The organism is Achromobacter sp. CF-sbj1-Ac2-l (genome assembly GCF_052698165.1).
Window position 1 is genome coordinate 6,110,791 of the sequence record NZ_CP199855.1, and the last position, 25,019, is coordinate 6,135,809.

A 25,019-nucleotide genomic window follows, 5' to 3' on the forward strand; every position below is an offset into this window, starting at 1 on the left:
GATCATGCGTCGTCGCGACCTGCTGGACCTTCTGCTCCTCGCTGCCGTCTGGGGCGGCTCCTTTCTGTTCATGCGCCTGGCCGTGGGCGAATTCGGACCGGTCGCGCTGATCGAATTGCGCGTCGGCCTGGCGGCCCTGTTCCTGCTGCCGGCCGCGCTGTGGCGCGGCAAGCTGCCGATCATCGCCAGGCACTGGAAAGCCATTCTGGTGGTGGGCATCTTCAATGCCGCGGTGCCGTTCCTGCTCTACGCCTATGCCGCCCAATCGCTCGGCGCGGGGTTCCTGTCCGTGGCCAATGCGGTCACCCCGGTATGGGGCGCGGTGGTCGGCTGGCTGTGGCTGAAGGATCGACTGCCATGGTCGCGCTCGCTGGGCCTGGCGATCGGTCTGCTTGGCATCGTGGTGCTGGTGTGGGACAAGCTCGACTTCCAGGCCGGCGGCACCGGCCCCGCCGTGGTGGCGGCGGTATCGGCGCCGATCTTCTACGGCATCGCGGCCAACTGGACCAAGCGTTTCCTGACCGGGGTGGACGCGCTGTCCAACGCCACCGGCAGCATGCTCGCCGCCAGCCTGGTGCTGCTGCCGCTGGCGCTGGCCACCTGGCCGCAAGCGCCGGTTTCAGCCGGGGCGTGGGGCGCCACCATCCTGCTGGCCGTTGTCTGCACCGGCGCGGCATACATCATCTTCTTCCGGCTGATCGCCAATGTGGGGCCGACCGGCGCGGTCAGCGTCACCTTCCTGGTGCCGGTCTTCGGCGTGGTCTGGGGCGCCTGGTTTCTGGACGAGGCGATCACCGCGTCCATCCTGATTGGCGCCGGCATCATCCTGGTGGGGACGGCGCTGGCGCTGGGCCTGGTTGGCGGCAAGGCCCCCGCCACAGCCGGACAGGGTCGGTGACCCCACCGCGCCGGACCGCGGTAGGGCCTAGCCAATGCGGATGCCGGGCGTGCGCGCCAGGGGCAGGCCTCGCTGGTCGTTGACCGACAGCAGCGGCGCGACCGCCGCCAACGGCCAGGCTACCCCGAGGTCAGGATCATTCCACAGCAGGCACTGCTGATGCGCCGGCTGGTAGTACGCCGTCGCCTTGTATGACACGACGGCGCGCTCGGACAGCGCCAGGAAGCCATGCGCGAAGCCTTCCGGAATCCAGAGCTGCAGCCGGTTGTCGCTGGACAAGCGCTGGGCTACCCATTGCCCGAACGTCGGCGATCCCTGGCGCACGTCCACCGCGACGTCGTAGATCTCTCCTTCGGTCACACGCAGCAACTTGCCCTGGGGATCCACCGTCTGATAGTGCAAGCCGCGCAGCACATGGCGGCGCGACTCCGACTGGTTGTCCTGGACGAAGCGCAATGGCCGCCCCACCGCGGCATCCAGCTCCGCTTGACGATAGGTCTCGAAGAAACAGCCGCGCGCATCGCGGTGCACGGCGGGTTGTATCAGCAGCACGTCGGGCAGGGTCAGGGAAGTAATGAGCATCAGAATGGAAGCCGCTTGAGCAGGCTCATCAAATAATCGCCGTAGCCGCTTTTCTGTAGCGGACGGGCCAACGCTTCCAGTTGCGCGCCATCGATCCATTGCTTGCGAAAGGCGATCTCCTCGGGACACGCCACTTTCAGACCCTGGCGGCGCTCCAGCGTGGCGATGAACTGGCTGGCCTCGAGCAGGCTGTCATGGGTGCCGGTATCCAGCCAGGCATGGCCCCGGCCCATGATCTCGACGTGCAACCGCCCCTGGTCGAGATACGCCTGGTTCAGGTCGGTGATCTCCAGTTCATTGCGGGCCGATGGCCGGATGTCGCGCGCCAGTGCGACAACCTGGTTGTCGTAGAAATACAGGCCAGTCACGGCATAGCTGGACTGCGGCACCGCCGGCTTCTCTTCAATGCGCAGTGCCTGGCCGCGGGCATCGAACTGCACCACGCCATAACGCTGAGGGTCCTGTACGTGATAGGCGAACACGGTGGCGCCTTGCCGGCGCGCATCGGCCAGCCCCAGCAGTTGCGGCAGGTCATGGCCATAGAAGAGGTTGTCGCCCAACACCAGGGCGCAGGGTGCGTCGCCGATGAAATCTGCGCCGATCAGGAAGGCCTGCGCCAACCCGTCGGGCGAGGGCTGCACTGCGTAGCGCAGGTTCAGGCCCCATCGGCTGCCGTCTCCCAGCAGATGGGCAAAGCGCGGCGCGTCGTCCGGCGTGGCGATCACCAGGATGTCGCGTATGCCAGCCAGCATCAAAGTGCTGAGCGGATAATAGATCATCGGCTTGTCGTACACGGGCATCAGTTGCTTGCTGATGGCCAGCGTCGCCGGATGCAGCCGCGTTCCGGAGCCGCCGGCGAGGATGATGCCTTTGCGCGGCGCGGACGCGCTCATGGCAGCGCATCTCCGCGCCGATGGGCGCGCGCCACGATCTCGGCGACCCATTGCGGATTGTCCAGATACCAATGCAGGGTTTTCTCGAGCCCCGATTGAAAGGTCTCGACGGCGCGCCAACCCAGTTCCCGCTGGGCCCGCGAGCTATCAATGGCGTAGCGGCGGTCATGGCCCGCCCGGTCCGCCACCATCTTGATCTGCGTCTTGTACGATGCGCCATCGACACGCGGGCGCGCCTGATCCAGCAACGCGCAGACCGCCAGCACAACCTCGAGATTGGTGCGCTCGTTGTCGCCCCCCAGGTTATAGGTCTCGCCCGGACGCCCGTGCGTCAGCACCTTGCACAGTCCACGGCAATGATCCGTCACGTAAAGCCAGTCGCGCACATGCAGGCCGTCGCCATAGACCGGCAGCGGTTTGCCGGCCAGCGCGTTGTGCAGCACCAGGGGAATCAACTTTTCCGGAAACTGGCGCGGCCCGAAATTGTTGGAACAATGCGTGGTCAGCACCGGCAGGCCGTGCGTCTTGCCACAGGCGCGCACCAGGTGATCGCTGGCCGCCTTGCTGGCGGAATAGGGATTATTGGGCTGAAACGGGCTGGATTCGGTGAAGGCGGAGGCATCCGGCGACAGCGAGCCGTAGACCTCGTCGGTCGAAACATGCAGAAAGCGGAAGCCGTCGCGGGCCGGGCCGGCCAGGCCCGCCCAATACGCGCGCGCCGCCTCCAGCAGGCCATGCGTGCCGCAGATATTGCTCTGGATGAAATCCCCCGCCCCGGCAATGGAGCGGTCCACGTGTGACTCCGCCGCGAAATGCAGGATCGCGCGCGGCTGGTGCGTTTGCAGCAGACGGGTCACCAACGCGATGTCGCCGACATCGCCCACCACGAACACATGGCGCGTGTCGTCCTTCAACCCCTCCAGGTTGTGCAGGTTGCCGGCATAGGTCAGCTTGTCCAGATTGACCACGGGCTCGCCCCCCCGCGCCAGCCAATCCAGCACAAAGTTGGAACCGATGAATCCGGCGCCGCCGGTGACGAGAATGCTCATTGCATAGTGTTCGAATGAAGGCGACGCCTTCCGATCCGGCAGTTTACCGCCGCGGCCGCCAGCTCAATACTTATCCGACGTCCCCGTCAACGCCACCCCGATCCGCAGCAACGTATAAGACGCCGCATCCACCCACCGCCGCACCCATCCCCGCCGTTGATACTCCAGCGGACGGATGAAGCGCCCGCCTTCCTGGATCGCCGCTTCCAGCCGCTCCTGCAGGTCCCAGGCAAACGGCTGGTCATCGACCACCACATTCGCCTCGCGCGCCAGCAGCAGGCTGAACGGATCCAGGTTGGACGAGCCGACCGTGGCGACGTTGTCGATCACCGCCACCTTGGCATGCAGATAGCTCGGCATGTACTCATAGATCTCGATGCCATCGCGCAGCAACTGGTCATACAGCGAGCGCGTGGCGTGGTACTGCATGCGATATTCGACCTTGCCCTGCAGCAGCAGCCGCACGCGCACGCCGCGCGCGGCGGCCTTGGCCAGGGCGCGGCGGAACTGGCGGCCGGGAAAGAAATAGGCGTTGGCGATGAGGATGTCGCGCCGCGCCTGGGTAATGCCGTAGAGATAGGCGCGTTCGAAGGTCTGGCGAAAGCGCAGGTTGTCCCGCAGCACCAGCGCGGCGCGCAGGGTGCCACAGGGCGCCACCGGCGCGTGGCTGGGCTTGGTCAGCCGCATGCGGCTCCAGTCGCGCGGATGGCGCCGCAAGCGGGCCCAGTTCAGGCGCACCCACAGCAGGTCCTGCGCGTAGGCCGCCTCGGTTACCAGCGGGCCGCGCACCTGGACCGCGAAATCGAAGCGCGGCGCCGAGATGCCATCGGTGGGATCGAGATCGTCGTAGTCATCGATGATGTTGATGCCGCCGATGAAGGCTATGCTGCCATCGACGATGGTGACCTTGCGGTGCAGGCGCCGCAGGCGACTGCGCGAGGGAATGAACTTCGCGAACCAGCGCGGCTCGGGACGGAAGATGCGGCATTGCGCCCCCGCGCCGGTCAAGCGCTCACGCAGGGTATCCGCGGTCTCGGCCGCGCCGAAGCCGTCGAGCACCACGCGCACCTTGACGCCGCGCGCGGCCGCCGCCATCAGACAGTCCAGCACCTTCAGGCCGGTGCGATCCAGCATGAAGATGTAGGTTTCCAGATGCACGCTGGATTGCGCCGCGTCGATAGCCTGGCACAGCGCCGGGAAAAAGTCGGCGCCGTTCTGCAGCAGCCGGATGTCGTTGCCGTCGGTCCACTCCAGCCTGACCCCCTGGGCCTTCACGGGAGTTCCAGCTCGGCCAGCAAGGGGGAATGATCGGACAGCCGCGCCCATTCGCGGCCGCGCAGCACGCGCGCGCTGCGCACGGCGAAGCCGCGCTGGTAGATGCGGTCCAGGCGGAACCAGGGAAACACGGCGGGAAAGGTGCGCGGCGGCGGCAGCAACAGGCGGGAACTGCCGTCCATGCCCAGTTGGTTGGTGCGTTCCAGCACGGATACGCCGCTGTTGGGCAGGCCGCGCAGGGCATTGCCCAGGCGCCTGACCGAATCGCGCAGGCGCGGCAATTCGCCGCCATGGCTGCGCGGGGCGTGCGAAAACACCTCGTACAGGCCCAACTGCTGCACGAACAGCGGCGCCAGCCGGTCGCCCCAGTCGTTGAAATCGCCCGCGATCAGGATCGGCTCGCCATCGGGCACCATTCGTCGGATGCGCTCGGTCAGCGCCAGGATCTGGCGGCTGCGGCTGCCGGCGAACAGGCCCAGGTGCACCACGAAGCAATGCACCGCACGGCCGTCGAGTTCGATGGTCGCGTGCAGTAGTCCGCGTTGTTCCAGGCGATGATCCGAGATGTCCTGGTTTTCGTGATCGAGGATGGGAAAGCGCGACAACAGGGCGTTGCCGTGGTCGGTGGCGCTGCGGATCGCGTTGCGACCATAGGCCACGTCCAGCTTGAGCGCGGCGGCCAGCGACTCGTGCTGGGCGTCGAGCAGCGATTTCTGCTCGTTGCGGCCCTGCACTTCCTGCAGGAAGACCAGGTCGGGGCGCAGGCCGTAAAGGCCCAGGCGCAGTTCGTTCAACGAGTCGCGACGACCCAGCGCCGAGCGACCTTTATGGATGTTGTAGCTGACGACACGAATGAGCGACATGGAGGAGATGGCGCCTTCTCAAGACAGTGAAACCGCCAACCGAGGCCCACAAAAAAAGAGTCCCGGCAAGCACCGCCAACCCAGGCGGCGTTTGCCAGATTACTCCAATTCCATGAACCCTTCCCACCTCGGAGACACCCTGAAACGCAGCGAACGGGCCCGGCGCGGCTCAGAGGCGCATCCGCTCAGGCAAAGCCCCGCACCCGGGACGCCCCCCAAGCCGAGTACACACAAGGCAAGCAGAAAAACGCCACAAACCCGAGACACCATCCCTAGCCAGGCCGCCGGGATCCGGCTCCGCCGGTCCCGCGCGGCGCCCCCTTGAGGGGGAGAGCGCCGCAGGCGCTCGGGGGTGGGCCTACTTCGGCTCTGCGTTGCGCAGACGGATATGCAGCTCGCGCAGTTGCTTCTCGTCGACTTCCGACGGCGCCTGGGTCAGCAGATCCTGGGCGCGCTGGGTCTTCGGGAAAGCGATCACGTCGCGGATCGATTCGGCGCCGGTCATCATCGTGACGATGCGGTCCAGGCCGAAGGCGATGCCGCCGTGCGGAGGCGCGCCGTACTGCAGCGCGTCCAGCAGGTAGCCGAACTTCTCGCGGGCTTCCTCGGCGCCGATCTTGAGCGCGCGGAACACCTTGCTCTGCACTTCCTCGCGGTGGATACGGACCGAGCCGCCGCCGATTTCCCAGCCGTTCAGGACCATGTCGTAGGCCTTGGCGAACGCCTTGCTGGGATCGGTCTCGAGGAAGTCCTCGTGGCCGTCCTTGGGGCTGGTGAAGGGGTGATGCGCGGCGGTGTAGCGGCCGTCTTCCTCGTCGTATTCGAACATCGGGAAGTCGACCACCCACAGCGGCATCCAGCCCGCGGTGAACAGGCCGGTCTTCTTGCCGAATTCGCTGTGGCCGATCTTCACGCGCAGCGCGCCGATGGCGTCGTTGACGACCTTCTCGCGGTCGGCGCCGAAGAAAATGATGTCGCCGTCCTGCGCGCCGGTGCGCTTGACCAGTTCGGCCAGGGCGGCGTCATGCAGGTTCTTGACGATGGGCGATTGCAGGCCGTCGCGGCCCTTGGCCACTTCGTTGACCTTGATGTAGGCCAGGCCCTTGGCGCCGTAGATGCCGACGAACTGGGTGTAGGCGTCGATCTCGCTGCGCGACATCTCGGCGCCGCCGGGCACGCGCAAGGCGACCACACGGCTGCCGGGCGCCGTGGCGGCGGCGGCGAACACCTTGAAGTCCACGTCGCGCATGACGTCGGTCATGTCGGTGAATTCGAGCTGCACGCGCAGGTCGGGCTTGTCCGAACCGTAGCGACGCATCGCTTCGGTCCAGGTCATGATGGGGAACGGGTTGGCCAGGTCGACGCCCTGCACCACCTTGAACACGTGGCGGATCATGTTCTCGAAGATCTCGCGGATCTCGAGCTCGTTCAGGAACGAGGTTTCGCAGTCGATCTGGGTGAATTCAGGCTGGCGGTCGGCGCGCAGGTCTTCGTCGCGGAAGCACTTGGTGATCTGGTAGTAGCGGTCAAAGCCCGACACCATCAGCATCTGCTTGAACAACTGCGGCGACTGCGGCAGCGCGAAGAAGTGGCCGGCGTTGACGCGCGAGGGCACCAGGTAGTCGCGCGCGCCTTCGGGCGTGCTCTTGGCCAGCATCGGGGTTTCGATGTCGATGAAGCCCAACTGGTCCAGGAACTTGCGGGTTTCGATCGAGACGCGATAGCGCAGCATCAGGTTGCGCTGCATCTGCGGGCGGCGCAGGTCCAGCACGCGGTGCGTCAGTCGGGTGGTTTCCGACAGGTTGTCATCGTCCAACTGGAACGGCGGCGTGACCGACGCGTTCAGGATCTCGACTTCCTTGCACAGCACTTCGATTTCGCCCGAGGCCAGCTCGGCATTGGCGGTGCCCGCCGGACGCTCGCGCACCAGGCCGGTGACGCGGATGCAGAACTCGTTGCGCAGGCGCTCGGCGGTGGCGAAGGCGGCGTTATCCGGATCGAACACGATCTGCGCCAGGCCCGCGCGGTCGCGCAAGTCGATGAAGATGACCCCGCCGTGGTCGCGGCGGCGGTTCACCCAGCCATACAGGGTGACGGTCTGGCCGAGATGGTCGCGGCAAACCTGGCCGGTGTAGCAGGTACGCATCGGGATAACTCCGTTGTGTGCTTGGTAGTAGCGTAAAGGGTTACAGGTCGACGCCCGGCGCGCGCTGCGCGTCCGGCGTCGGAGAGAGCGGCGCCGGCCGGGCGCCCGGCACGGCCGGACCCGGGGCGACGACGCCCATGGAAACGATGTACTTCAAGGCCGCGTCCACGCTCATCTGCAGGTCCACCGTGTCGGCACGGGGCACCATCAGGAAGAAGCCGGACGTGGGATTCGGCGTGGTCGGCACGTACACGCTGATGTGGTCGCCGGGCAGGCGCTCGGCCACTTCGCCGCTGGGCGTGCCGGTGACGAATGCGATGGTCCAGCTACCGGCGCGCGGATACTGCACCAGCACCGCACGGCGAAACGCCTGGCCGTTCGGGGCGAGCACGGTGTCGCTGACCTGCTTGACCGAGTTGTAGATCGAGCGCACCAGGGGGATGCGGCCCAGCAGGCTTTCCCACTGGTCCACCATGGTGCGGCCGATCAGGTTGGCCGCGAAAATGCCCGTCAGCAGCACCACCACGATGACCAGGACGAAGCGGAAGCCGGGAATATCGACGCCGAACAGCGATTCGGACGACAGAAAGCCAGGCACGAACCCTTCGAGGGTGGCGACCAGCAGACCCAGCACCCACACCGTGATGACCAGGGGAACCCAGATCAGCAGGCCGGTGATGAAGTACTTTTTGATGACGCGCATACGCATCGCGCGGTTACTCAGGAGGCGGTGGACGGCCCCGCGGCGGGCGCGGGGGCAGCGGCCGGCGCCGCCGGTGCGCTGGCGGCCGGCGCGGCGCTTTCAGCGGGCGCCGACGGGGCGCTGGCGCCGGTGGCCTGCTGGCCGCCGCTGCCGTTGCCGCGGAAATCGGTGACGTACCAGCCCGAGCCCTTGAGCTGGAAGCCAGCCGCGGTCACTTGCTTGGAAAACGTGCTCTGGCCACATTCGGGGCAAACCGAAAGCGGCGCGTCGGAAATCTTCTGCAGGACGTCTTTGGCATGGCCGCAGGCGCTGCACTTGTAGGCGTAGATGGGCATCGAGGGCTCCCAGGCGCGGGTCCGGTATATCTATGACCGTCGGCCGGACCTGCGCAAAACCAGGGGCGCGAGGGGTCTTCCAACGGAAGGCCCCGGGGCCGGAACTGGCTTGGACCGGACAACGGCCGGGCACGGCCGGAAAAATACGGGAAAGTCTTGAATTTTAGCGGTTTTTCGTGAAAGGCCGGCGGCGCCCCCACGGCGGGGCGCCCGGGGGCGCCGCCGTGGGGCTCGCCCCACTCCCTCAGACAGGCAACAGGAACATCAGGGCGGCCACCCCCGTCGGCCCCAGCGCCGACAAAAACAGCCGTCCGGACGAGATGCTGCCATCCGGGAAATGATTCTTCAGGATGGCGAAACCGGCCGGATTCGGGGCATTGGCGATCACCGTCAGGCCGCCCCCCGTCACCGCGCCCGCCACCAGCATATAGCGCCAGGCCTCGCTGGTGCCTTCCACCAGCGACCCCAGGTAGGTCAGCGCGGCGTTGTCGGTAATGGCCGTCAGCGCGGTCGCGCCCCAGAACAGCACGAACGGCTCCAGCCCGCCCAACAGGTCCTGCAACCACCATTTCTGCAGGCCGCCCAGCACCACCAGGCCGGCCAGGAAAAAGCCCACCATCAACCCTTCCTTGATCAGCAGACGGTTCTGGTGGCGCTTGTAGGCCTCGGCAAAGCCGATGAACATCATCAGCAAGCCGAGAAAGATTGCCGGGTGGTGCGCGCTCAGCACCACCGCCACCAGGAACACCAGGTGGATCAGCATCACCAGCGCCGGCACCGGCGGACGGTTGTCCTTGCCCTCCGGGGCGTCGACCCCGCCGCCCGTGCCCACCGAACGCTCCCGCAACGCCTTGCGGCAGATGAAGGTCAAGAGGCCCGCGTTCAGGCACACCGCCACCGCCGCGCGCCAGCCGAAATGCTGCGCCATGAAGGCCGAGTCCCAGCCGAAGGTGGACGCCACCATCAGCACCGGCGGCGCCGCGTAGGAGGTCAGCACGCCGCCGATCGACACGTTGACGAACAGCACGCCCAGCGTCAGGTACTTGAAGCCGGCGCGGCCGCTGGTGCGGAAATAGGCATCACGCAGCAGGATCGCCGCCAGCGTCATGGCCGCCGGCTCGGTGATGAACGAGCCGCCCAGCGGCACCAGCGACATCACCACGAAGAACGTCGCCAGCTCGCGCGGCAGCGGCAGCGCGCGCGCCGTGGCGCGCACCAGCAGCCCCACCAGCTCCAGGATCGGCCGGCTGGCCGCCACCACCATGATGGTGAAGACGAACAGCGGCTCGGTGAAGTTGCGGGTGTCCATGTAGCCGATGGCCGCGGACGGCCCCGACAGTGCCGCCATCGCCACGATCAGGGCGAACGCCCACACCCCGAAAACCGCCTCGACCTCGGCCAGCAGGTGCCAAAAGCCGGCATGCGGCCCGCCGCGATGGGCCAGGCGGGCGAACATGGGAACGGAAAAGGTGTGCAACACCGCCACGACGAACAGGAGGGTGGCGATGATCTCTATGGGCTGGGGCATCGAAAGCGCTTCCGGAATGAAGACCCGGGCCGCGCGCACGCGACCCCGAATCGGCGGACAAGGGTCGCACTATAGCGTAGCGAACCCGACCCGCCCTACAGGGACAACGCTAGGATTCGACCACTTTTCAGGCGATCGGCGCGGGCGGTTCGCCGCCCTGCTGCGCATCGCGCATCTCCATCAGCAGGCTGTGCAGCATTTCGGTCGACAGCCCATGCAGCACCAGCCGGTACCCGGCACGCAGCGTCGACATGGGCACCAGCGGATGGCTGTTGTTGACCAGGATCAGGTGCTGCGGCGCGCCCAGCAATTTGGCCGCGTAGATGCCGATGGTCTCGTCCAGTTGCAGCGAATTGGCCGCGCGCCAGAAGTCGTTGTCGGTCAGCATCAGTTGATACAGCGGCGTGAACAGCTCGATGGCGCTTTGCAGGTCAAGAAAATTCAGTTTGCCCTGCGGCATGTCCTCAAGCTTCAGATCAGGATCGCGGATCATCGAAAAGTCGACGCGCTCGGGCGCATGCATTTCCACGCCCGCGTCGCGCAACGCCTGGTTCAGCCGGATCACGAAGTTGAACAGGTTCAGGTCGTGCTTGACGAACAGTTCGTCCTTGAGATCGTCGATCTCCATCGGTTCGAGCGGCGTGGTGGTGATGCGCACCGGCGAGTTGGCCGCGATGAACGACAGGATCTGCGCGCCCAGGTGAAAGTGCCGCAGGATCAGCCAGTTGGCCTCGGGCGAGACGAAGCGCTTCAGGCCCCACGCCAGGATGCGATGCAGCAGCCGCGAATGCGACCAGCGGCGCGGCAGGAAGGTCTTGATGATCTGGATCAGGATGATGCAGGCGCGCGCCAGCGGCCGCAGGAACGGCAGCAGGTACTGGCGCGAGCCGCAGCTCGAATCGGTCAGCCAGGCCTTCTTGACCTTGTCCGGCAGCGGCGTGCTGCGGTCCAGGTACAGGGCCAGCCAAGGACTCGGATCGGCGGGATCGTGGCCCTTGGCCAGGAATTCCGGTTCCTTGTTCATGCGGCGTCATCCTCCATCACGTGATGAAACTGCATCAGGTACAGCGCGGCGGTGCGTCGCGCGGTGTCGACGATACGCTGCTCGGCGCGGCCGTCCTCGTCGCAGTCCAGCGCCAGCTCCACGGCCGACAGCCAGCGCGCCAGGTGGTTCTCGTCGTTGTGGCCATGGTATTCCAGGAAGCGGAAGGCGTCCGGCGGCAGCTTCAGGCTGGCCTTGAGCAGCGGCAGCAGGGCCGGCACGATGCGCTGGCCGGTGCCCTCGATGATGTAGATGGCGCCCAGGAGGCCGATCGGGTCGCGCGTGGCGGCCAGGCTGTGCAGATAGGCGTTGAGCGCCTCGCCGCCGGGGTTGCGGCGCAGCGCATCGATGTTGTCGATGCTGCCGCCGGCCGTGCGGTAGTCCTGGAACAGGATCTGGAAGTCGTTCTGCTCCTCGCCGGCGTGCATGTCGATCAGCGCGGCCAGCGGCTGGTACTGCTCGGTCAGCGAGGCCGCGCCTTCGCGCATCCACTTGCTGCCCTCGCGCACCTGCGGGATCCAGTTCTCCATCCAGTTCAGGTAGTCGGCGGTCTCGAAGCGGCGGTTGCGCAGGCGCCGCACCACCGGCGTGCGCCAGACGCGCGAGCGGTAGTCGTGCCAGATCGCCGCCAGTTCGGTCAGCAACTGGCCCAGGCCCTGCGGCGCCATGTCCGGATCGTGCGGCGGCGCGATGGCGTCGGCATCGGCGCTGTGGGCGTCCTCGCGCCCGGCCGCGGCCGGCGTGGCGCCCACGGCCACCGACGGCGCGGCGTCATGCGCGGCCTCGGCCTCCAGCAGCATGTAGGCCGCCATGAAGCGGCCCGACTCGGGGATGTAGCAGAATATCTGCTCGCCCGGCTTGATCTCGCGCGTTTCCAGGAACTCGGCCAGCATGATCAGGATCGACGCCGCGCCGGTGTTGCCGCGCCAGGCCAGGTTGCTGAACCAGCGCTCGCGCGGGATCACCAGGCCGGCCTTCTCCATCAGGTCCTCGACCACCGGAATGAATTTCTCGGACGAGTAATGGCACAGGAAGTGGTCGACCTGGTCGGGATCCAGCCAGCCGTCGCGCACCAGCTTGGCGTACTCGTGGATGCCGATATCGAACAGGTGCGGCAGCAGGCGGATGTCCTGGCGCAGCGACAGCGCGCCATCGGCCTCGGCCTCGTTCCACGACGGATAGTCCAGGTGGCCCTTCTGCCGGTCGGCCGACAGGCCCAGTTGCATGCACACCGGATAGTCGCCCGAGAACGAGCGCTGGTGCACCCACTTCAGGCGCAGCCGCACGCCCTTGGACGCGCCCGGCAACGGCCGGCCGCCGCGTCCCAGCAGCAAGGCGCCGGCGCCATCGGACAGCATCCAGCGCAGGAAATGCGCGTCGAAGTCGGCGTCATAACCACGCGCGGCAAAGCGCGAGCGCTTGAACAGGCGCGACGGCAACTCGGCCGCGACCGCCAGCGCGCTGGCATGGCCGCCCATCTCGACGCCCTGCGCCGCCACCTGGATCGCCGACACGCCCGCGGCGCAGATGCCGTGCACCGACAGCGTCTCCATCGGATGCGCGGCCAGCTCGCCCTGGATCATGTTGGCAAAGCCCGGCATCAGCGCGTCGCCCCCGGACGAGCCGCTGGTCAGCAGCGACACGTCCGCCAGATCGCCGTCATTGCGCCGCAGGCAATCGCGGATGGCGTTGGCGGCCAGTTGCGCGTTGGTGAAGACGGTGGCGCCCTTGGCATCGATCGCGTAGTAGCGCTGCTTGATGCCGTTCTCGGCCAGGATGCGGCTCTTGATGCGGCTGGACATGCGGTTCAGCGGCGCGATGTAGCTGTCCATGGCCTCGTTGGACACGGGTTCGCCCGGCATGAAATAGCCGGCGCTTTCCAGGTAGACACGATTGAACGCGATAGGCATGGCGGGTCTCTTTTGGCAGGTATGGAGTGGCGGCGCTAGCGCACGTGCTCGGGCGCCATGCACGAGCGGCTGCGAAAGCGCGGCAGGAAGGTGCCCAGCACGAACACGCGGAACATGTACGGCGTCAGGCCGCCCTCGTTCAACGCGGGCGTCACGCGGGCCCGGTAATGGTCGCGATGCAAGCGGGTCAGCTCGGCCCAGTGCGCGCGCGGATTCTCGTGGTGCGCGGTGTGCAGGCCGATGTTGAACAGCAGCGGATTGACCAGCCCTTCGAAGTTGCGGGCGTAGTTCAACCCTGCCACCGCGCGCGGTCCGCCATCGGCGTGCGCGTGTTGCAGGTAGTTGGTGGCCAGCAGCCAGTGCAGGCCGTGCAGTTGCGGGATGATGACGAACACCAGCGCCTTGACCGGATTGATGGCCAGCAGGCCGCCCCACAGCCCCAGCCAGGCGCCGTACTGGCACATGCAGTAGCGCCACGCGCCCGGCCAGTGCCGGCGCAGCCGTCCCAGCCAGGCGAAAAACAGCGGATACAGCACCCACACGGCCTGCACCGGATGGATCAGATAGCCCCACAGGTGATTCGTATCGCCGCCAAAGCGATAGGTGCGTGCCACGTCGCGCGCGCCGTGCTTGTAGCGGTGGTGGTTGGCCACGTGCGCCGGATAGAACACGAAAGTGGGATGCCCCTGCAGCAGCGTGATCCAGAAATCGGTGGCGCGGTTGGCCCAGCGGCCATGCCACATGCGGATGTGCGTGTGGTTGTGGTGGATCACGCCGATGCCCAGCGTCAGGAACAGCATCAGCGCGTACAGCGGCCACCAGAAGCCATGCAGCCACTGCCACGCCGCCAGGGCGGGCAGCGCGGCCAGGTAGGCCAGGCTCTGCCAATCGCGCCTGTTGCGCAGCGCGGGCAGCCGGCGCGTCTTGCTAAGCCCGTCCGCCAAGCGATTCTCGCTGCCGGAAAGCTTCCAGCTGGGGCGCGGCCGCCTCGGCCTTCAGCCGGGTGCGGAACAGGCGGTCCATGAACGTGAACTGGAAACCAAAATTGCCGTTGTAGCAGGCGTGGTGCAGGTGATGCCGGCGGCTCGCCGCAAACCAGTGCGCATACGACACGTTGGGAAAGAAGTCGTAGTTGGCGTGGCCGATGCAGTTGAAGAACAGGCTGAACAGCGGCACCGACGCCAGCGACCAGAAGCTGAAATCATGCAGCACCATCGGCAGCATGATGACGTTGCCCAGCATCAGCGCTTCGATCGGATGGAAGCTGTAGGTCGAGAACGGGGTGGTCACCACCGAGCGGTGGTGCGGCAGGTGGAAACGGCGCAGCAGCTTGGTGTGCAGCAGCCGGTGGTTGATCCAGAAATGCACATCGTTCCAGGCCACCAGCGCCAGGATCTCCAGCGTGATCTTCTGCCAACTGGCGTCGGGGTCCAGGTGCGCCCAACCCAATTGCAGCAGGCCCCACGGGAAGATCATGCCGGTGCCGAACAGCAGGATCGACACGCCCGACTGCGTGAATTCACGGCGCAACTGGCCCGGCGCCAGCGGCCGCGGATCGAGCGGCCGGCCGATGCCCAGCGCCGGCAGGATGTGCTGGGTCAGCAGCCAAGTGGCCGCGCCGAACAGCAGGTAGATGCCGCCGAAGAACAGCAGGCCCGCCAGCATGACCTGCCAGGCGGACAACGCGACAAAAGCTTGGGCCATGAACGTTTTGTTTCACCCCGGAGAATGGCCGCATCATAAGCAATCCGTCAGCGGCGCGGTGAGACATTTATTACCAAATGAATCTGGACGCCACAAAGCTGCCGCTCCCGGGCCAAAGTTGCGCCTATTGGCAGGGAAACTGCCGGTTCAAGCCCGCTACCGCCGCGTCCATGCGCCGTGCCAGTGCCGCGCTCGCGGCCGGCATCGGCTCGCGCAGCTCCGCGCTCAACAGCCCCTGGCGCCCCAGTTGCGCCTTGACCGGCCCCGGATTGGGTTCGGCGAACGCCAGTTGGATCACCGGCGCCAGCGCCTGGAACAGCTTGCGGGCCAGATCCAGTTGCTGCGCCCGCACCGCCTGGTACATGGCCACGAACAGATCGGGCCGGATGTGCGCCGCCGCCGCGATCAGGCCGCTGCCGCCCAGGCACAGCAGCGACAGCGATTGCAGGTCCTCGCCCGCCAGCACGTTCATGTTGCCGTCGGCGATCAGGGCCAGGGTCTTGTCGAGCGAACCGCCGCAATCCTTGATCGCGGCGATGTTCGGATGCGCGGCCAGCGACAGCAATGTCGCGGTCTCCAGCGTTGTGCCTGTGCGATAGGGAATGTCGTACAGCACCAGGGGAAAGCGCGAGGCATCGGCCAGGCTGCGGAAATAAGCGGCCGCGCCGTCCTGCCCCGGGCGCACGTAGTAGGGCGCCGGCGCCAGGATGCCGGCCAGCGGCCGGGTGCCGAACGCGGCCAGGCGCTGCAGCACGTGCCCCTGGTGATTGCCCGCCAGGCCCATCACCACCGGCATGGCGCCGGCCTCGTTCAGCACGGCGTCCAGCACAGCCAGTTGCTCGGCGTCGTCGAGCGCCGCGGCTTCGCCCGTGCTGCCGCAGACGACCAGGCCGTCGACGCCCGCGGCCTTGAAATGGCGCACCAGGCGGCGCAAGGCCCCGCCATCGACGGCGCCGCCGGAAAACGGCGTCACCAGGGGGATCCAGACGCCTTGGAACGGGGATTGATGAGTTTGCATGAACACTCCTTCGGTGTAAGCGGACCGTGGTTGGACCGTACAGAAGTGCTCGGGATACTAGGGGGTGCGCGCGAAGGCGCCGTGGCGCCGCCGTGAGGCCGCTGTTCCGTCGCCCATCTGACGGAACAGCATGCTCCGGTCAGATGAGCGGCTGTTTTTTGGATTTCAGGCCGGCGCAAACCGTATCCACGCTGAGGGCGCGGAACAGGAAAGCGGACAGGATGGCCTGAGAAATCATGAATGGAATAAAGGGTTGAAACCGGCCGCGAACGACCGATGCGCAAATCTACCGGGCCGCCGCGCCCCTGTCAACGCAGGCTGGCCAGGAAGATCGCGCACAGCGCTTCCATGCCCTGGCGATCGTCTTCGTCGAAACGGTCCGGCACCGGGCTATCCACGTCCCACACGCCGATCAACTCGCCCTGGTGCACCAGCGGCACCACGATCTCGGAACGCGAGGCCGCGTCGCAGGCGATGTGGCCGGGGAACGCGTGCACATCGGGCACCAACTGCGTCTGGCGCTGGCTGGCGGCCGCGCCGCACACGCCGCGATTGAGCGGAATGCGCACGCAGGCCGGCTTGCCCTGGAACGGGCCCAGCACCAGCTCGGTGCCGTCGAACAGATAGAACCCGACCCAGTTCAGGTCGGGCAGCGCCTGGTAGGCCAGCGCGCTCAGGTTGGCGGCATTGGCGATGCGGTCGTGCTCGCCGTCAAGCAGGGCGCGGGCCTGCTTGGCCAGTTCGGCGTACAGCGCGGCCTTGGAGTCGGCGGTGATCGGGGCGGCTTCAAACATATATCTAAATGTAACTGTACAGGCGATTATCGATGCAAGTGATTTTAGGGGCTGCCCACGATAAAGGGGCCGCCTTGCCACGCTGTGGGACAATAGTTTACGCAGTAACGTCTTTACCGCCCCGTTGTCATCACCCCGTCACTCCCCTTCTTGATTAAGAAGCAAACCATGGACAAGCCTCTCGAACCGACGTTCGCCTTTTCCGAACGCGCCCAGCAACTCACCAGCTCCGCCATCCGCGAGATCCTCAAGGTCACCGAGCGGCCCGAAGTCATTTCGTTCGCAGGCGGCCTGCCGGCGCCCGGCGGCTTCCCGGTGGAAGTGGTGCGTGCGGCATTCGACAAGGTACTGTCCACCAACGGCCGCGCGGCCTTGCAATACGGCCCCACCGAAGGCTACGCGCCGCTGCGCCAATGGGTCGCCGACGACCTGAACCGCGCCGGCGCCAACGTCGCCGCCGACCAGGTCCTGATCGTCTCGGGCTCGCAGCAGGCGCTCGACCTGCTGGGCAAGGTGCTGGTCGACAAGGACAGCAAGGTGCTGGTCGAAGACCCCAGCTACCTGGGCGCCCTGCAATCGTTCAGCCTGTACCAGCCCAAGTACGTGCCGGTGCCCACCGACGACGGCGGCCTGATCCCCGAAGCCATCACCCCCGAACTGGCCGCCGGCGCCCGCTTCCTGTACGCGCTGCCCAACTTCCAGAACCCCACCGGCCGCACTCTCAGCCTGGAACGCCGCATCGCGCTGGTCAAGCGCGCCGCCGAGCTCGGCCTGACCATCATCGAGGACGATCCCTACGGTGAACTGCGCTACGCCGGCGAACCGCAGCCGGGCCTGATCGCGCTGGCCGCCGAGTACGGCGCCAACGTCGTGCGCCTGGGCACGTTCTCCAAGGTGCTGGCTCCCGGCCTGCGCCTGGGCTACATCGCCGCCGCCCGTCCGCTGATCCACAAGCTGGTGCAGGCCAAGCAGGCCACCGACCTGCACACGCCCACGCTGACCCAGATGGCCGTGTACGAGATCGTCAAGGACGGCTTCCTCGAAGAGCACCTGCCCAATGTGCGCGAGATCTACCGCGCCCAGGGCAGTTGCATGCTGGACGCCATCGCCCGCGAATTCCCCGCCACCGTCAGTTGGACCAAGCCCGAAGGCGGCATGTTCATCTGGGTGACGCTGCCCGAGCACATCGACAGCACCAAGCTGCTGGAAAAGGCGATCGCCCAGAACGTCGCGTTCGTGCCGGGCGCGCCGTTCTACAGCGGCGCCGGTCGCGCCAACACGCTGCGCCTGAGCTTCGCCACGGTGCCGGAAGACAAGATCCGCACCGGCATTGCCATCCTGGGCAAGCTGCTCAAGGAATACGCGGCCTGAAAACCGGGTCCTGACCACGCTTGACGGTCCCACGGCCGGGCGCGATGCCCGGCCGTTGTTTTATGCTGTCGGCTTTCCTCCCTTTTCTTTCGCCGTGACAGTGAGCGCTCCGCAATCCTCTCCCGTCGACCTCAGCGACATCGTTTTCACCGACTGGGTCGAACGTTGGCTGCCCAAATCGTGGCGGCCCTACGCCCGGCTGTGCCGGCTCGATCGCCCCATCGGCACCTGGCTGACGCTGCTGCCCTGTATCGCCGCGCTGGTCCAGGCCGCTGGCGGCCTGCCCGACCTGCAACGCCTGGTGGTGTTCTCGCTGGGCGCGCTGCTGATGCGCGGCATCGGCTGCACCGTCAATGACATGTGCGATCGCAACTTCGACAAGCACGTCGAACGCACCCGCTTCCGTCCGCTGACCAGCGGGCAGCTCAGCATGCGTAATGCAGTCTGGTTTTTATTGGGCCAATTGGTGGTCTGCGGATCGCTTTTGTTCTTCCTGAATGGCATGAGCCGCTGGCTCGCCGTGGCCGTCCTGCCGTTCGTTTTCATCTATCCCCTGTGCAAGCGCGTGACCTACTGGCCGCAGGTAGTGCTGGGCATCTGCTTCAACTGGGGCATGCTGATGGCGTGGTCGGATACGCAGAACCATGTGCCCCTGGCGGCCATCGCGATGTGGTTCGGCGCGGTGCTGTGGCAGGTGGGTTACGACAGCATCTATGCCTACGTCGATGTGCGCGATGACCGCAGCCTGGGCCTGCATTCCACGGCCATGCGCTTCGGCGACCAGGGCAAGTTATGGATCGGCGGCTTCTATCTTGGCACCGTGATTTTGTGGGCCTGGGGCGGCTATGCCATCGGCATGTCGTGGGCCTATTACGTCGGCATGGCGGCGATCGCCGTGCACCTGGCGTGGCAGTTGAAAGTGTTCGACATCCAGCGCCCCGACCGCAATTTCATGCTGTTCCGCGCCAACCTCTGGCTGGGCGCGATGCTGGTCGCGGCGGCGCTCGCGGGCACCCTGATCGGCTGATCCGGCTCATTGCGGATGCCCCACGCTTAAGGGATGATGCCCGCTCCGAGACGTGTTTTACGGAGACCCGCATGTCCGCTTTGACCAAAACCTTGCTGGCCGCCACCGCGGCCAGCGCGTTGTCCGGCCTGCTGCCGGCATACGCCTACGACCACGCCGAATGCTCGGCGCAACGCGGCTGCGCCGCCAAGATCTGCCACCTCGAACGCGAGCTCAGCTACGCACGCGCTCACAACAACTCGCATCGCGTCGCGGGCCTGCAGAGAGCGCTGGCAGAAACCAAAGCGCATTGCACCGACAGTCGCCTGGAGGCCGAGCGCGAGGCCGACGTACGCGACAAGCAGGCCAAGGTGGCCGAGCGTGAGGACGAGCTGAAGGCCGCACGCGCCAAGGGCAAGGAGGAAAAGATCCTCAAGGCCCAGCGCAAGCTGGATGAGGCGCGCGCCGAATACGACGCCGCGCTGGCCGATTTGAACCGCTGATCCCTCGCCCCTCTGGCCCCCCTGGGCCTAGTCCCGGGGGCGCGCCCTCTTTCCCCCCGGCTTGCGCCACGCGGGGGCTCTCGTTATTGCCTGTTCCAGGCACGCCTGACGCGCCCGCGAACGCCCCATTGGGCGGTCCAGGCGCGCGGCTCCACGCCGATCTCCCCGTCGACCACTACCTATTGCATCATCAAATGGAAATATCGCCACCTATGGTGCCATTTGGTAAGTTCCCGCCTGATTAGTATTCATTTTGGAAAGATGTTTTCAGGTAATAAGGGTTTATCCCAAGGTAATTTGAGCCGAGAATGCATCTCATCGGGACACAGCAAGCGACCCCCGGCAATCAGGCCAGAGGATCGGATCCCAAGCTCAAGACATATGGAGGTCTGCTATGAAAACCCTTGCTACCGCTTTGATGCTGTCCATGTCCGTTCTGGCCGCCGCTGGCGCCCAAGCCGCTGAAGCCGACCAAGGCCCGACGCGCGCCCAGGTTCAAGCCGAACTGCAACAAGCCAAGGTTTCCGGCCAATACACCTTCGGCGAAGAAGGCTATCCCGCCGCCATCGCCTCGAAGTCGAGCCTGACCTCGCAGCAAGTCCAGGAGCAACTGGCCCAGGCCAAGAACGCTGGTGAAGTCACCTTCGGCAACATGGACTACCCGCCCGTCGCCCACGCCGCCAGCACCACGTCGCTGAGCCGCAGCCAGGTCCAGACCGAACTGGCCCAAGCCAAGGCGGAAGGCCTGGTCACCTTCGGCAACATGGACTACCCCCCCATGGGCAGCTGATTGCACGGCCTGGCTTCCAGGCCCTGGCAATCGCCCCCCAAAAGCCCTCCGGCCTCACCCGGGGGGCTTTTCTTTTGACGTTTCGATCGGCTATTAAGTCATAACGACGTTACTGATAGCCGCTTCGACGCTTTGGCATCTACAAATCGACAGCGCCCGCGCATAGGATGAGGCCAACCCATCCCCCTCTATGCAGGAGCCGCACCATGTCCCCCTCCCCCAAGCCCATCCTCCTCCTGGGCGCCGGCAAGATCGGTTTCGCCATCGCCCTGATGCTCGAGCGCAGCGGCGACTATTCGGTCCTGGTGGCCGACCAGGATCCGGCGCGGCTGCGCGCTGTCGCGGAACTGGGTTGCGAGACGCGCCAGATCAGCGATGACGCCTCGCTGGCCCGCTGCCTCGAGGGCCGCTACGCGGTCGTGAACGCCCTGCCGTTCCATCGCGCCATCGCGGTCGCGCAACTGTGCAGTCAGGCCGGCGTGCACTATTTCGACCTGACCGAAGATGTCGCCAGCACCCATGCCATCCAGGCGCTGGCCGGCGACGCCCGCGCGGTGCTGATGCCGCAATGCGGCCTGGCGCCGGGCTTCATCGGCATCGTCGGCCATGCGCTGGCGCGGCGCTTCGACACCTTGCTGGACCTGCGCATGCGCGTGGGCGCGTTGCCGCGCTACCCGTCCAACAGTCTGCGCTACAACCTGACCTGGAGCACGGAAGGGTTGATCAATGAATACTGCAATCCGTGCGAGGCCATCGTCGACGGCCAACTCACCAGCGTGCCTGCGCTTGAAGGCTACGAGACCTTCGCGCTCGACGGGGTCGAGTACGAGGCCTTCAACACTTCGGGCGGCCTGGGCACGTTGCCCGCGACCCTGCTGGGACGCGCCCGCAACGTGGACTACAAGTCGGTGCGCTACCCCGGGCACTGCAACCTGATGAAGCTGCTGCTGAACGATCTGCGCCTGCGCGATCGCCGCGACCTGCTCAAGGATATCTTCGAGACCGCGATTCCCACCACCGAACAGGACGTCATCGTCATCCAGGCGCAGGCCTCGGGTCACCGCCACGGCCGGCTGGAAGAAGAGTCCTACCCCATACGCGTGTTCGGCGCCGACGTCGACGGCCACCGGCTCAGCGCCATCCAGTTATCGACGGCGGCAGGCATCTGCGCGGCGCTGGATCTCGTCGCCCAGGGGGTGCTGCCGCAGCGCGGCTTCGTGGGCCAGGAACAGATCTCGCTCGAGGCTCTGCTGGCCAACCGCTTTGGCCGCGTTTATGCCGGCAAGCCGCTGGCCCTGGCCGGCGCCGTGACCGAAGACCGCTGAGCCTGGCGGCACGCCGCGGCGCGCGCGGCTTCATCGCGCAGCGGGCCGGTCATAGGCCCGCGCGGGTCCGCGCCGCGGCGTTCAGGTCCACCCTTCCAGGCGCAGCGTCGCCCGCACCAGGCGTTGCTCTTCCTGTTCGATCTCGGCCAGGTTCTGCCGCACGCTGTCGACGTGATCGGCCGCGGCGCGGCGCGCCTGCTCCGGCTGGCGGCCGATCACGGCGTTGAAGAGCCGCGCGTGCTGCTTGTCGATCTGGCGCTTTTCGGGCTCGCGGTGGTAAAGGTTGTTCACACAGGCGAACACCGAACCGAGCATCAGGTCGTTGAGCGACTGCAGCGTGTGCACCAGTACCGGGTTGTGCGAGGCCTCGCAGATCGCCAGGTGAAAGGCGTGGTCCAGGTGCGCGTGCGTGGCGGTATCCGCGGCCTGCGTGTTGACCATGTCGTCGTAGCGACGGCGGATCATGATGAAGTCGGCCTCGGTGCCGCGCAACGCCGCCAGCCGCGCCGAATCCGCCTCCAGCAGCGAGCGCACTTCCAGCAGGTCATACAGGGTGCGCGGCTGCGAATTGAACAGATGCATCAACGGCCCCGCGTCCACCTTGGAAATGCGGGCCACGAACGAGCCTTTGCCCTGCGAGGTATGGATGATCTCGCGCGCGCGCAGCAGCTTGAGCCCTTCGCGCAGCGCGGTGCGAGACACGCCCAGTTTTTCCGTCAGGCGCCGTTCCGATGGCAAGGCCTGGCCCGCTTTCAGGACGCCGTCCAGGATCAGGCGCTCGATGCGCTCGGCCACCTCGTCCGCCACCTGGCGGGGTTTCGCTTCAGTTTCCGCATGCATTGCGTTTTCCGGACCAGTGGTATGACCATGCCACAGCCATCATTGATCCGTCGCTCCCGGCTTTTGTAAGTTACTGATATAGAACCATAAAAAAACGATGTTTGCCGAACCGCCGCCAAATAAACTGGTATGACCAGCGGTTTTTGATATGGACTTTGGGTCAGGTGCGAACGATGATGTCAGGACCGATTCGCCCGGCGCCCGCGCCGCCCAGACCTACTACCGTCAGAGATCCGCATGACTCAACGCACCCAGCACCACGGCCTGCAAGTGGCGGCCAATCTCAGCCAGTTCATCGAAAAGGAAGCGTTGCCCGGCTCCGGGCTGGACGTCGACGCGTTCTGGAAGGGATTCTCGGCCCTGGTGCATGACCTGGCGCCCAAGAACCGCGCCCTGCTGGCCGAACGCGACCGCCTGCAGGCCGAACTCGACGCCTGGCATCGCGCCCATCCTGGCCCGATCGTCGATCCGGCCGCATACCGCCAGTTCCTGGAAGGCATCGGTTACCTGCTGCCGCAGCCGGCTTCCGTGCGCGCCACCACCGACAATGTCGATACCGAAATCTCGCAGCAAGCCGGCCCGCAATTGGTCGTGCCGATGTCCAATTCGCGCTACGCGCTGAACGCGGCCAACGCGCGCTGGGGCAGCCTGTACGACGCGCTCTACGGCACCGACGCGATTCCCGCCACGCCGGGCGACAACGGCGCCGGCTACAACCCCGAGCGCGGCCGCGCGGTCATCGCCCGCGCTCGCCAGTTCCTCGACACCGCCGCGCCATTGGCACAAGGCTCGCACGCGGAGGCCCGCGGCTACTCTGTCGAGAACGGCCAGTTGAAGATTGCGCTGTCGAACGGCGCCACCACGCTCAAGACGCCGAGCCAGTTCACCGGCTACCAGGGCGACGCCGGCGCGCCCACGGCCATCCTGCTCAAGAACCACGGCCTGCATTTCGAAATCCAGATCGATCGCGCCCACAGCATCGGCGCCACCGACGCCGCCGGCGTCAAGGATGTGTTGGTTGAGGCCGCGCTGACCACCATCATGGACTGCGAGGACTCGGTCGCCGCGGTCGACGCCGAAGACAAGGTCCACATCTATCGCAACTGGCTGGGCCTGATGAAGGGCGACCTGACCGAGGAGGTCACCAAAGGCGGCAAGACCTTCACCCGCAAGCTCAACGCCGATCGCCAGTACACGCGTCCTGACGGTTCGGCGCTGACGCTGCATGGCCGCTCGCTGATGTTCGTGCGCAACGTCGGCCACCTCATGACCAACCCGGCGGTGCTGGACCGCGACGGCCAGGAGATCCCCGAGGGCATCCTCGACGCCGTGGTCACCAGCCTGGCGGCGCTGCAGGATCGCGAGCGCAGGCTCAATTCGCGCACCGGCTCGGTCTACATCGTCAAGCCCAAGATGCACGGCCCGGTCGAGGCCGCGTTCGCCAGCGAGCTGTTCGATCGCGTCGAGGACCTGCTGGGCCTGCCGCGCAACACCCTGAAAATGGGCATCATGGATGAAGAGCGCCGCACCAGCATCAATCTGAAGGCCTGCATCCAGGCTGCGGCGTCGCGCGTGGCGTTCATCAACACCGGCTTCCTCGACCGCACCGGCGACGAGATGCATTCCAGCATGGAAGCCGGCCCCATGCTGCGCAAGGGCGACATGAAGTCCACCGCCTGGATCACCGCCTACGAGCGCAACAACGTGCTGGTCGGCCTGGACGCCGGCCTGCGCGGCCGCGCGCAGATCGGCAAAGGCATGTGGGCCATGCCCGACCTGATGGCCGCCATGCTCGAACAGAAGATCGCCCATCCCAAGGCCGGCGCCAATACCGCCTGGGTGCCGTCGCCCACGGCCGCCACGCTGCACGCGCTACATTACCACCAGGTGGACGTGCAGGCGGTCCAGCAGGAACTGGAACGCACCAGGCTCGACAGCGTGCGCGACGAACTGTTGGCCGGCCTGCTGACGGTGCCGGTGGGCGACCGCGCCAAATGGTCCGCTGCCGACATCCAGCAGGAACTGGACAACAACGTGCAGGGCATCCTGGGCTACGTGGTCCGCTGGATCGACCAGGGCGTGGGCTGCTCCAAGGTGCCAGACATCCACAACGTCGGCCTGATGGAAGACCGCGCCACGCTGCGTATTTCGAGCCAGCACATCGCCAACTGGCTGCGCCACGGGGTGACCAACCGGGAGCAGGTCATGGAGACTTTCCAGCGCATGGCCAAGGTGGTGGACGGCCAGAACGCCGGCGATCCCCATTACCTGCCGATGGCCGGCAATTTCGATGGCTCGCTGGCGTTCAAGGCGGCGTGCGCGCTGGTCTTCGAAGGCCTGACCCAGCCCAACGGCTACACCGAGCCGTTGCTGCACAAGTTCCGCCTGGAATTCAAGGCCGCGCAGGCCTGAGTCGAGCGCCCCACCGGGCGCAACACCCGAAC

Annotated in this window: 23 protein-coding genes; 7 read left to right on the forward strand and 16 right to left on the reverse strand. The window is 66.3% G+C overall.

All coding sequences use genetic code 11. The features are described 5' to 3' along the window. Positions 1-4: 4 nt before the first annotated feature. Positions 5-898 carry a DMT family transporter gene (locus ACUDCK_RS28055; protein ID WP_175167919.1) on the forward strand — a complete coding sequence of 298 codons (894 nt, stop codon included), beginning with the start codon at positions 5-7 and terminating at the stop codon, positions 896-898. Between the two features lie 27 nt (positions 899-925). Here ACUDCK_RS28055 and rfbC read toward each other — a convergent pair whose 3' ends face one another. The 15 genes from rfbC to ACUDCK_RS28130 form a co-directional block, all read right to left on the reverse strand. Next, positions 926-1,480: a dTDP-4-dehydrorhamnose 3,5-epimerase gene (rfbC, locus tag ACUDCK_RS28060; protein WP_054500278.1), complete on the reverse strand. Its 555-nt coding sequence runs from the start codon at positions 1,478-1,480 to the stop codon at positions 926-928. Then, positions 1,480-2,373: a glucose-1-phosphate thymidylyltransferase RfbA gene (gene rfbA / locus ACUDCK_RS28065; RefSeq protein ID WP_054500277.1), complete on the reverse strand. Its 894-nt coding sequence runs from the start codon at positions 2,371-2,373 to the stop codon at positions 1,480-1,482. The genes rfbC and rfbA overlap by 1 nt, the downstream gene beginning before the upstream one ends. Beyond that, entirely contained in the window at positions 2,370-3,422 is a 1,053-nt protein-coding gene (gene rfbB, locus ACUDCK_RS28070; protein ID WP_175167918.1) for a dTDP-glucose 4,6-dehydratase, read from the reverse strand. Before rfbB ends, rfbA begins: the two co-directional genes overlap by 4 nt. A gap of 63 nt (positions 3,423-3,485) precedes the next feature. Next, complete coding sequence (gene clsB / locus ACUDCK_RS28075) at positions 3,486-4,697, reverse strand: cardiolipin synthase ClsB (RefSeq protein ID WP_054500275.1); 1,212 nt, start codon at positions 4,695-4,697, stop codon at positions 3,486-3,488. Next, the gene (locus ACUDCK_RS28080) at positions 4,694-5,560 is read right to left on the reverse strand and encodes an endonuclease/exonuclease/phosphatase family protein (RefSeq protein WP_064523998.1); all 867 of its coding nucleotides are present in this window, start codon (positions 5,558-5,560) and stop codon (positions 4,694-4,696) included. The genes clsB and ACUDCK_RS28080 overlap by 4 nt, the downstream gene beginning before the upstream one ends. Positions 5,561-5,918: 358 nt before the next feature. Further along, entirely contained in the window at positions 5,919-7,706 is a 1,788-nt protein-coding gene (aspS, locus tag ACUDCK_RS28085) for an aspartate--tRNA ligase (RefSeq protein ID WP_049077151.1), read from the reverse strand. 40 nt (positions 7,707-7,746) lie between these two features. Then, entirely contained in the window at positions 7,747-8,409 is a 663-nt protein-coding gene (locus tag ACUDCK_RS28090; RefSeq protein WP_054500273.1) for a DUF502 domain-containing protein, read from the reverse strand. Between the two features lie 17 nt (positions 8,410-8,426). Next, positions 8,427-8,744, reverse strand: coding sequence for an FmdB family zinc ribbon protein (locus ACUDCK_RS28095; protein WP_054500272.1), 318 nt, complete (start codon positions 8,742-8,744; stop codon positions 8,427-8,429). 244 nt (positions 8,745-8,988) lie between these two features. Next, positions 8,989-10,272, reverse strand: coding sequence for a putative Na+/H+ antiporter (locus ACUDCK_RS28100; RefSeq protein ID WP_175167917.1), 1,284 nt, complete (start codon positions 10,270-10,272; stop codon positions 8,989-8,991). 127 nt (positions 10,273-10,399) lie between these two features. Beyond that, positions 10,400-11,296, reverse strand: a complete 897-nt coding sequence (locus ACUDCK_RS28105) for a DUF6999 family protein (RefSeq protein ID WP_054500270.1) — start codon at positions 11,294-11,296, stop codon at positions 10,400-10,402. Beyond that, positions 11,293-13,224, reverse strand: coding sequence for an iron-containing redox enzyme family protein (locus ACUDCK_RS28110; RefSeq protein ID WP_175167916.1), 1,932 nt, complete (start codon positions 13,222-13,224; stop codon positions 11,293-11,295). Before ACUDCK_RS28110 ends, ACUDCK_RS28105 begins: the two co-directional genes overlap by 4 nt. 35 nt (positions 13,225-13,259) lie before the next feature. Beyond that, on the reverse strand, positions 13,260-14,168 hold the full coding sequence (locus ACUDCK_RS28115; RefSeq protein WP_054419900.1) for a fatty acid desaturase: 909 nt from the start codon (positions 14,166-14,168) through the stop codon (positions 13,260-13,262). Next, positions 14,152-14,928, reverse strand: a complete 777-nt coding sequence (locus ACUDCK_RS28120) for a sterol desaturase family protein (RefSeq protein WP_054500268.1) — start codon at positions 14,926-14,928, stop codon at positions 14,152-14,154. Before ACUDCK_RS28120 ends, ACUDCK_RS28115 begins: the two co-directional genes overlap by 17 nt. A gap of 124 nt (positions 14,929-15,052) precedes the next feature. Beyond that, entirely contained in the window at positions 15,053-15,946 is an 894-nt protein-coding gene (gene dapA / locus ACUDCK_RS28125; protein WP_049077167.1) for a 4-hydroxy-tetrahydrodipicolinate synthase, read from the reverse strand. 308 nt (positions 15,947-16,254) lie between these two features. After that, the gene (locus ACUDCK_RS28130; RefSeq protein ID WP_049077169.1) at positions 16,255-16,740 is read right to left on the reverse strand and encodes a GAF domain-containing protein; all 486 of its coding nucleotides are present in this window, start codon (positions 16,738-16,740) and stop codon (positions 16,255-16,257) included. A gap of 168 nt (positions 16,741-16,908) precedes the next feature. Here ACUDCK_RS28130 and ACUDCK_RS28135 point away from each other — a divergent pair, with 168 nt between their 5' ends. The 5 genes from ACUDCK_RS28135 to ACUDCK_RS28155 all read left to right on the forward strand — a co-directional run bounded on the left by ACUDCK_RS28135 (position 16,909) and on the right by ACUDCK_RS28155 (position 21,735). Further along, a complete protein-coding gene (locus ACUDCK_RS28135; RefSeq protein WP_116791322.1) occupies positions 16,909-18,111 on the forward strand; it encodes an aminotransferase-like domain-containing protein in 1,203 nt (400 codons plus the stop codon). A 100-nt stretch (positions 18,112-18,211) separates the two neighbouring features. Then, positions 18,212-19,138, forward strand: a complete 927-nt coding sequence (ubiA, locus tag ACUDCK_RS28140) for a 4-hydroxybenzoate octaprenyltransferase (RefSeq protein WP_054500264.1) — start codon at positions 18,212-18,214, stop codon at positions 19,136-19,138. 71 nt (positions 19,139-19,209) lie between these two features. Continuing rightward, a complete protein-coding gene (locus tag ACUDCK_RS28145) occupies positions 19,210-19,620 on the forward strand; it encodes a DUF1090 domain-containing protein (protein WP_054500263.1) in 411 nt (136 codons plus the stop codon). Between the two features lie 394 nt (positions 19,621-20,014). Next, the gene (locus ACUDCK_RS28150; RefSeq protein ID WP_175167915.1) at positions 20,015-20,410 is read left to right on the forward strand and encodes a DUF4148 domain-containing protein; all 396 of its coding nucleotides are present in this window, start codon (positions 20,015-20,017) and stop codon (positions 20,408-20,410) included. 206 nt (positions 20,411-20,616) lie between these two features. After that, on the forward strand, positions 20,617-21,735 hold the full coding sequence (locus ACUDCK_RS28155) for a saccharopine dehydrogenase family protein (protein WP_064523983.1): 1,119 nt from the start codon (positions 20,617-20,619) through the stop codon (positions 21,733-21,735). Between the two features lie 81 nt (positions 21,736-21,816). On the opposite strand, the gene glcC is transcribed toward ACUDCK_RS28155, so the two are convergent. Next, a complete protein-coding gene (gene glcC / locus ACUDCK_RS28160; RefSeq protein ID WP_054430861.1) occupies positions 21,817-22,575 on the reverse strand; it encodes a transcriptional regulator GlcC in 759 nt (252 codons plus the stop codon). Positions 22,576-22,812: 237 nt separating this feature from the next. Between glcC and ACUDCK_RS28165 the strand changes: the two genes are divergently transcribed. Next, entirely contained in the window at positions 22,813-24,987 is a 2,175-nt protein-coding gene (locus tag ACUDCK_RS28165) for a malate synthase G (RefSeq protein WP_064523982.1), read from the forward strand. Positions 24,988-25,019: the final 32 nt, after the last annotated feature.

What these genes read in the sequence shown, in the direction of transcription:
- ACUDCK_RS28055 (WP_175167919.1), top strand. Translation starts at nt 5, where the DNA reads ATGCGTCGTCGCGACCTGCTGGACCTTCTGCTCCTCGCTGCCGTCTGG.
- rfbC (WP_054500278.1), bottom strand. Translation starts at nt 1,480, where the DNA reads ATGCTCATTACTTCCCTGACCCTGCCCGACGTGCTGCTGATACAACCC.
- rfbA (WP_054500277.1), bottom strand. Translation starts at nt 2,373, where the DNA reads ATGAGCGCGTCCGCGCCGCGCAAAGGCATCATCCTCGCCGGCGGCTCC.
- rfbB (WP_175167918.1), bottom strand. Translation starts at nt 3,422, where the DNA reads ATGAGCATTCTCGTCACCGGCGGCGCCGGATTCATCGGTTCCAACTTT.
- ACUDCK_RS28080 (WP_064523998.1), bottom strand. Translation starts at nt 5,560, where the DNA reads ATGTCGCTCATTCGTGTCGTCAGCTACAACATCCATAAAGGTCGCTCG.
- aspS (WP_049077151.1), bottom strand. Translation starts at nt 7,706, where the DNA reads ATGCGTACCTGCTACACCGGCCAGGTTTGCCGCGACCATCTCGGCCAG.
- ACUDCK_RS28090 (WP_054500273.1), bottom strand. Translation starts at nt 8,409, where the DNA reads ATGCGCGTCATCAAAAAGTACTTCATCACCGGCCTGCTGATCTGGGTT.
- ACUDCK_RS28095 (WP_054500272.1), bottom strand. Translation starts at nt 8,744, where the DNA reads ATGCCCATCTACGCCTACAAGTGCAGCGCCTGCGGCCATGCCAAAGAC.
- ACUDCK_RS28100 (WP_175167917.1), bottom strand. Translation starts at nt 10,272, where the DNA reads ATGCCCCAGCCCATAGAGATCATCGCCACCCTCCTGTTCGTCGTGGCG.
- ACUDCK_RS28105 (WP_054500270.1), bottom strand. Translation starts at nt 11,296, where the DNA reads ATGAACAAGGAACCGGAATTCCTGGCCAAGGGCCACGATCCCGCCGAT.
- ACUDCK_RS28110 (WP_175167916.1), bottom strand. Translation starts at nt 13,224, where the DNA reads ATGCCTATCGCGTTCAATCGTGTCTACCTGGAAAGCGCCGGCTATTTC.
- ACUDCK_RS28120 (WP_054500268.1), bottom strand. Translation starts at nt 14,928, where the DNA reads ATGGCCCAAGCTTTTGTCGCGTTGTCCGCCTGGCAGGTCATGCTGGCG.
- dapA (WP_049077167.1), bottom strand. Translation starts at nt 15,946, where the DNA reads ATGCAAACTCATCAATCCCCGTTCCAAGGCGTCTGGATCCCCCTGGTG.
- ACUDCK_RS28130 (WP_049077169.1), bottom strand. Translation starts at nt 16,740, where the DNA reads ATGTTTGAAGCCGCCCCGATCACCGCCGACTCCAAGGCCGCGCTGTAC.
- ACUDCK_RS28135 (WP_116791322.1), top strand. Translation starts at nt 16,909, where the DNA reads ATGGACAAGCCTCTCGAACCGACGTTCGCCTTTTCCGAACGCGCCCAG.
- ACUDCK_RS28145 (WP_054500263.1), top strand. Translation starts at nt 19,210, where the DNA reads ATGTCCGCTTTGACCAAAACCTTGCTGGCCGCCACCGCGGCCAGCGCG.
- ACUDCK_RS28150 (WP_175167915.1), top strand. Translation starts at nt 20,015, where the DNA reads ATGAAAACCCTTGCTACCGCTTTGATGCTGTCCATGTCCGTTCTGGCC.
- ACUDCK_RS28155 (WP_064523983.1), top strand. Translation starts at nt 20,617, where the DNA reads ATGTCCCCCTCCCCCAAGCCCATCCTCCTCCTGGGCGCCGGCAAGATC.
- glcC (WP_054430861.1), bottom strand. Translation starts at nt 22,575, where the DNA reads ATGCATGCGGAAACTGAAGCGAAACCCCGCCAGGTGGCGGACGAGGTG.
- ACUDCK_RS28165 (WP_064523982.1), top strand. Translation starts at nt 22,813, where the DNA reads ATGACTCAACGCACCCAGCACCACGGCCTGCAAGTGGCGGCCAATCTC.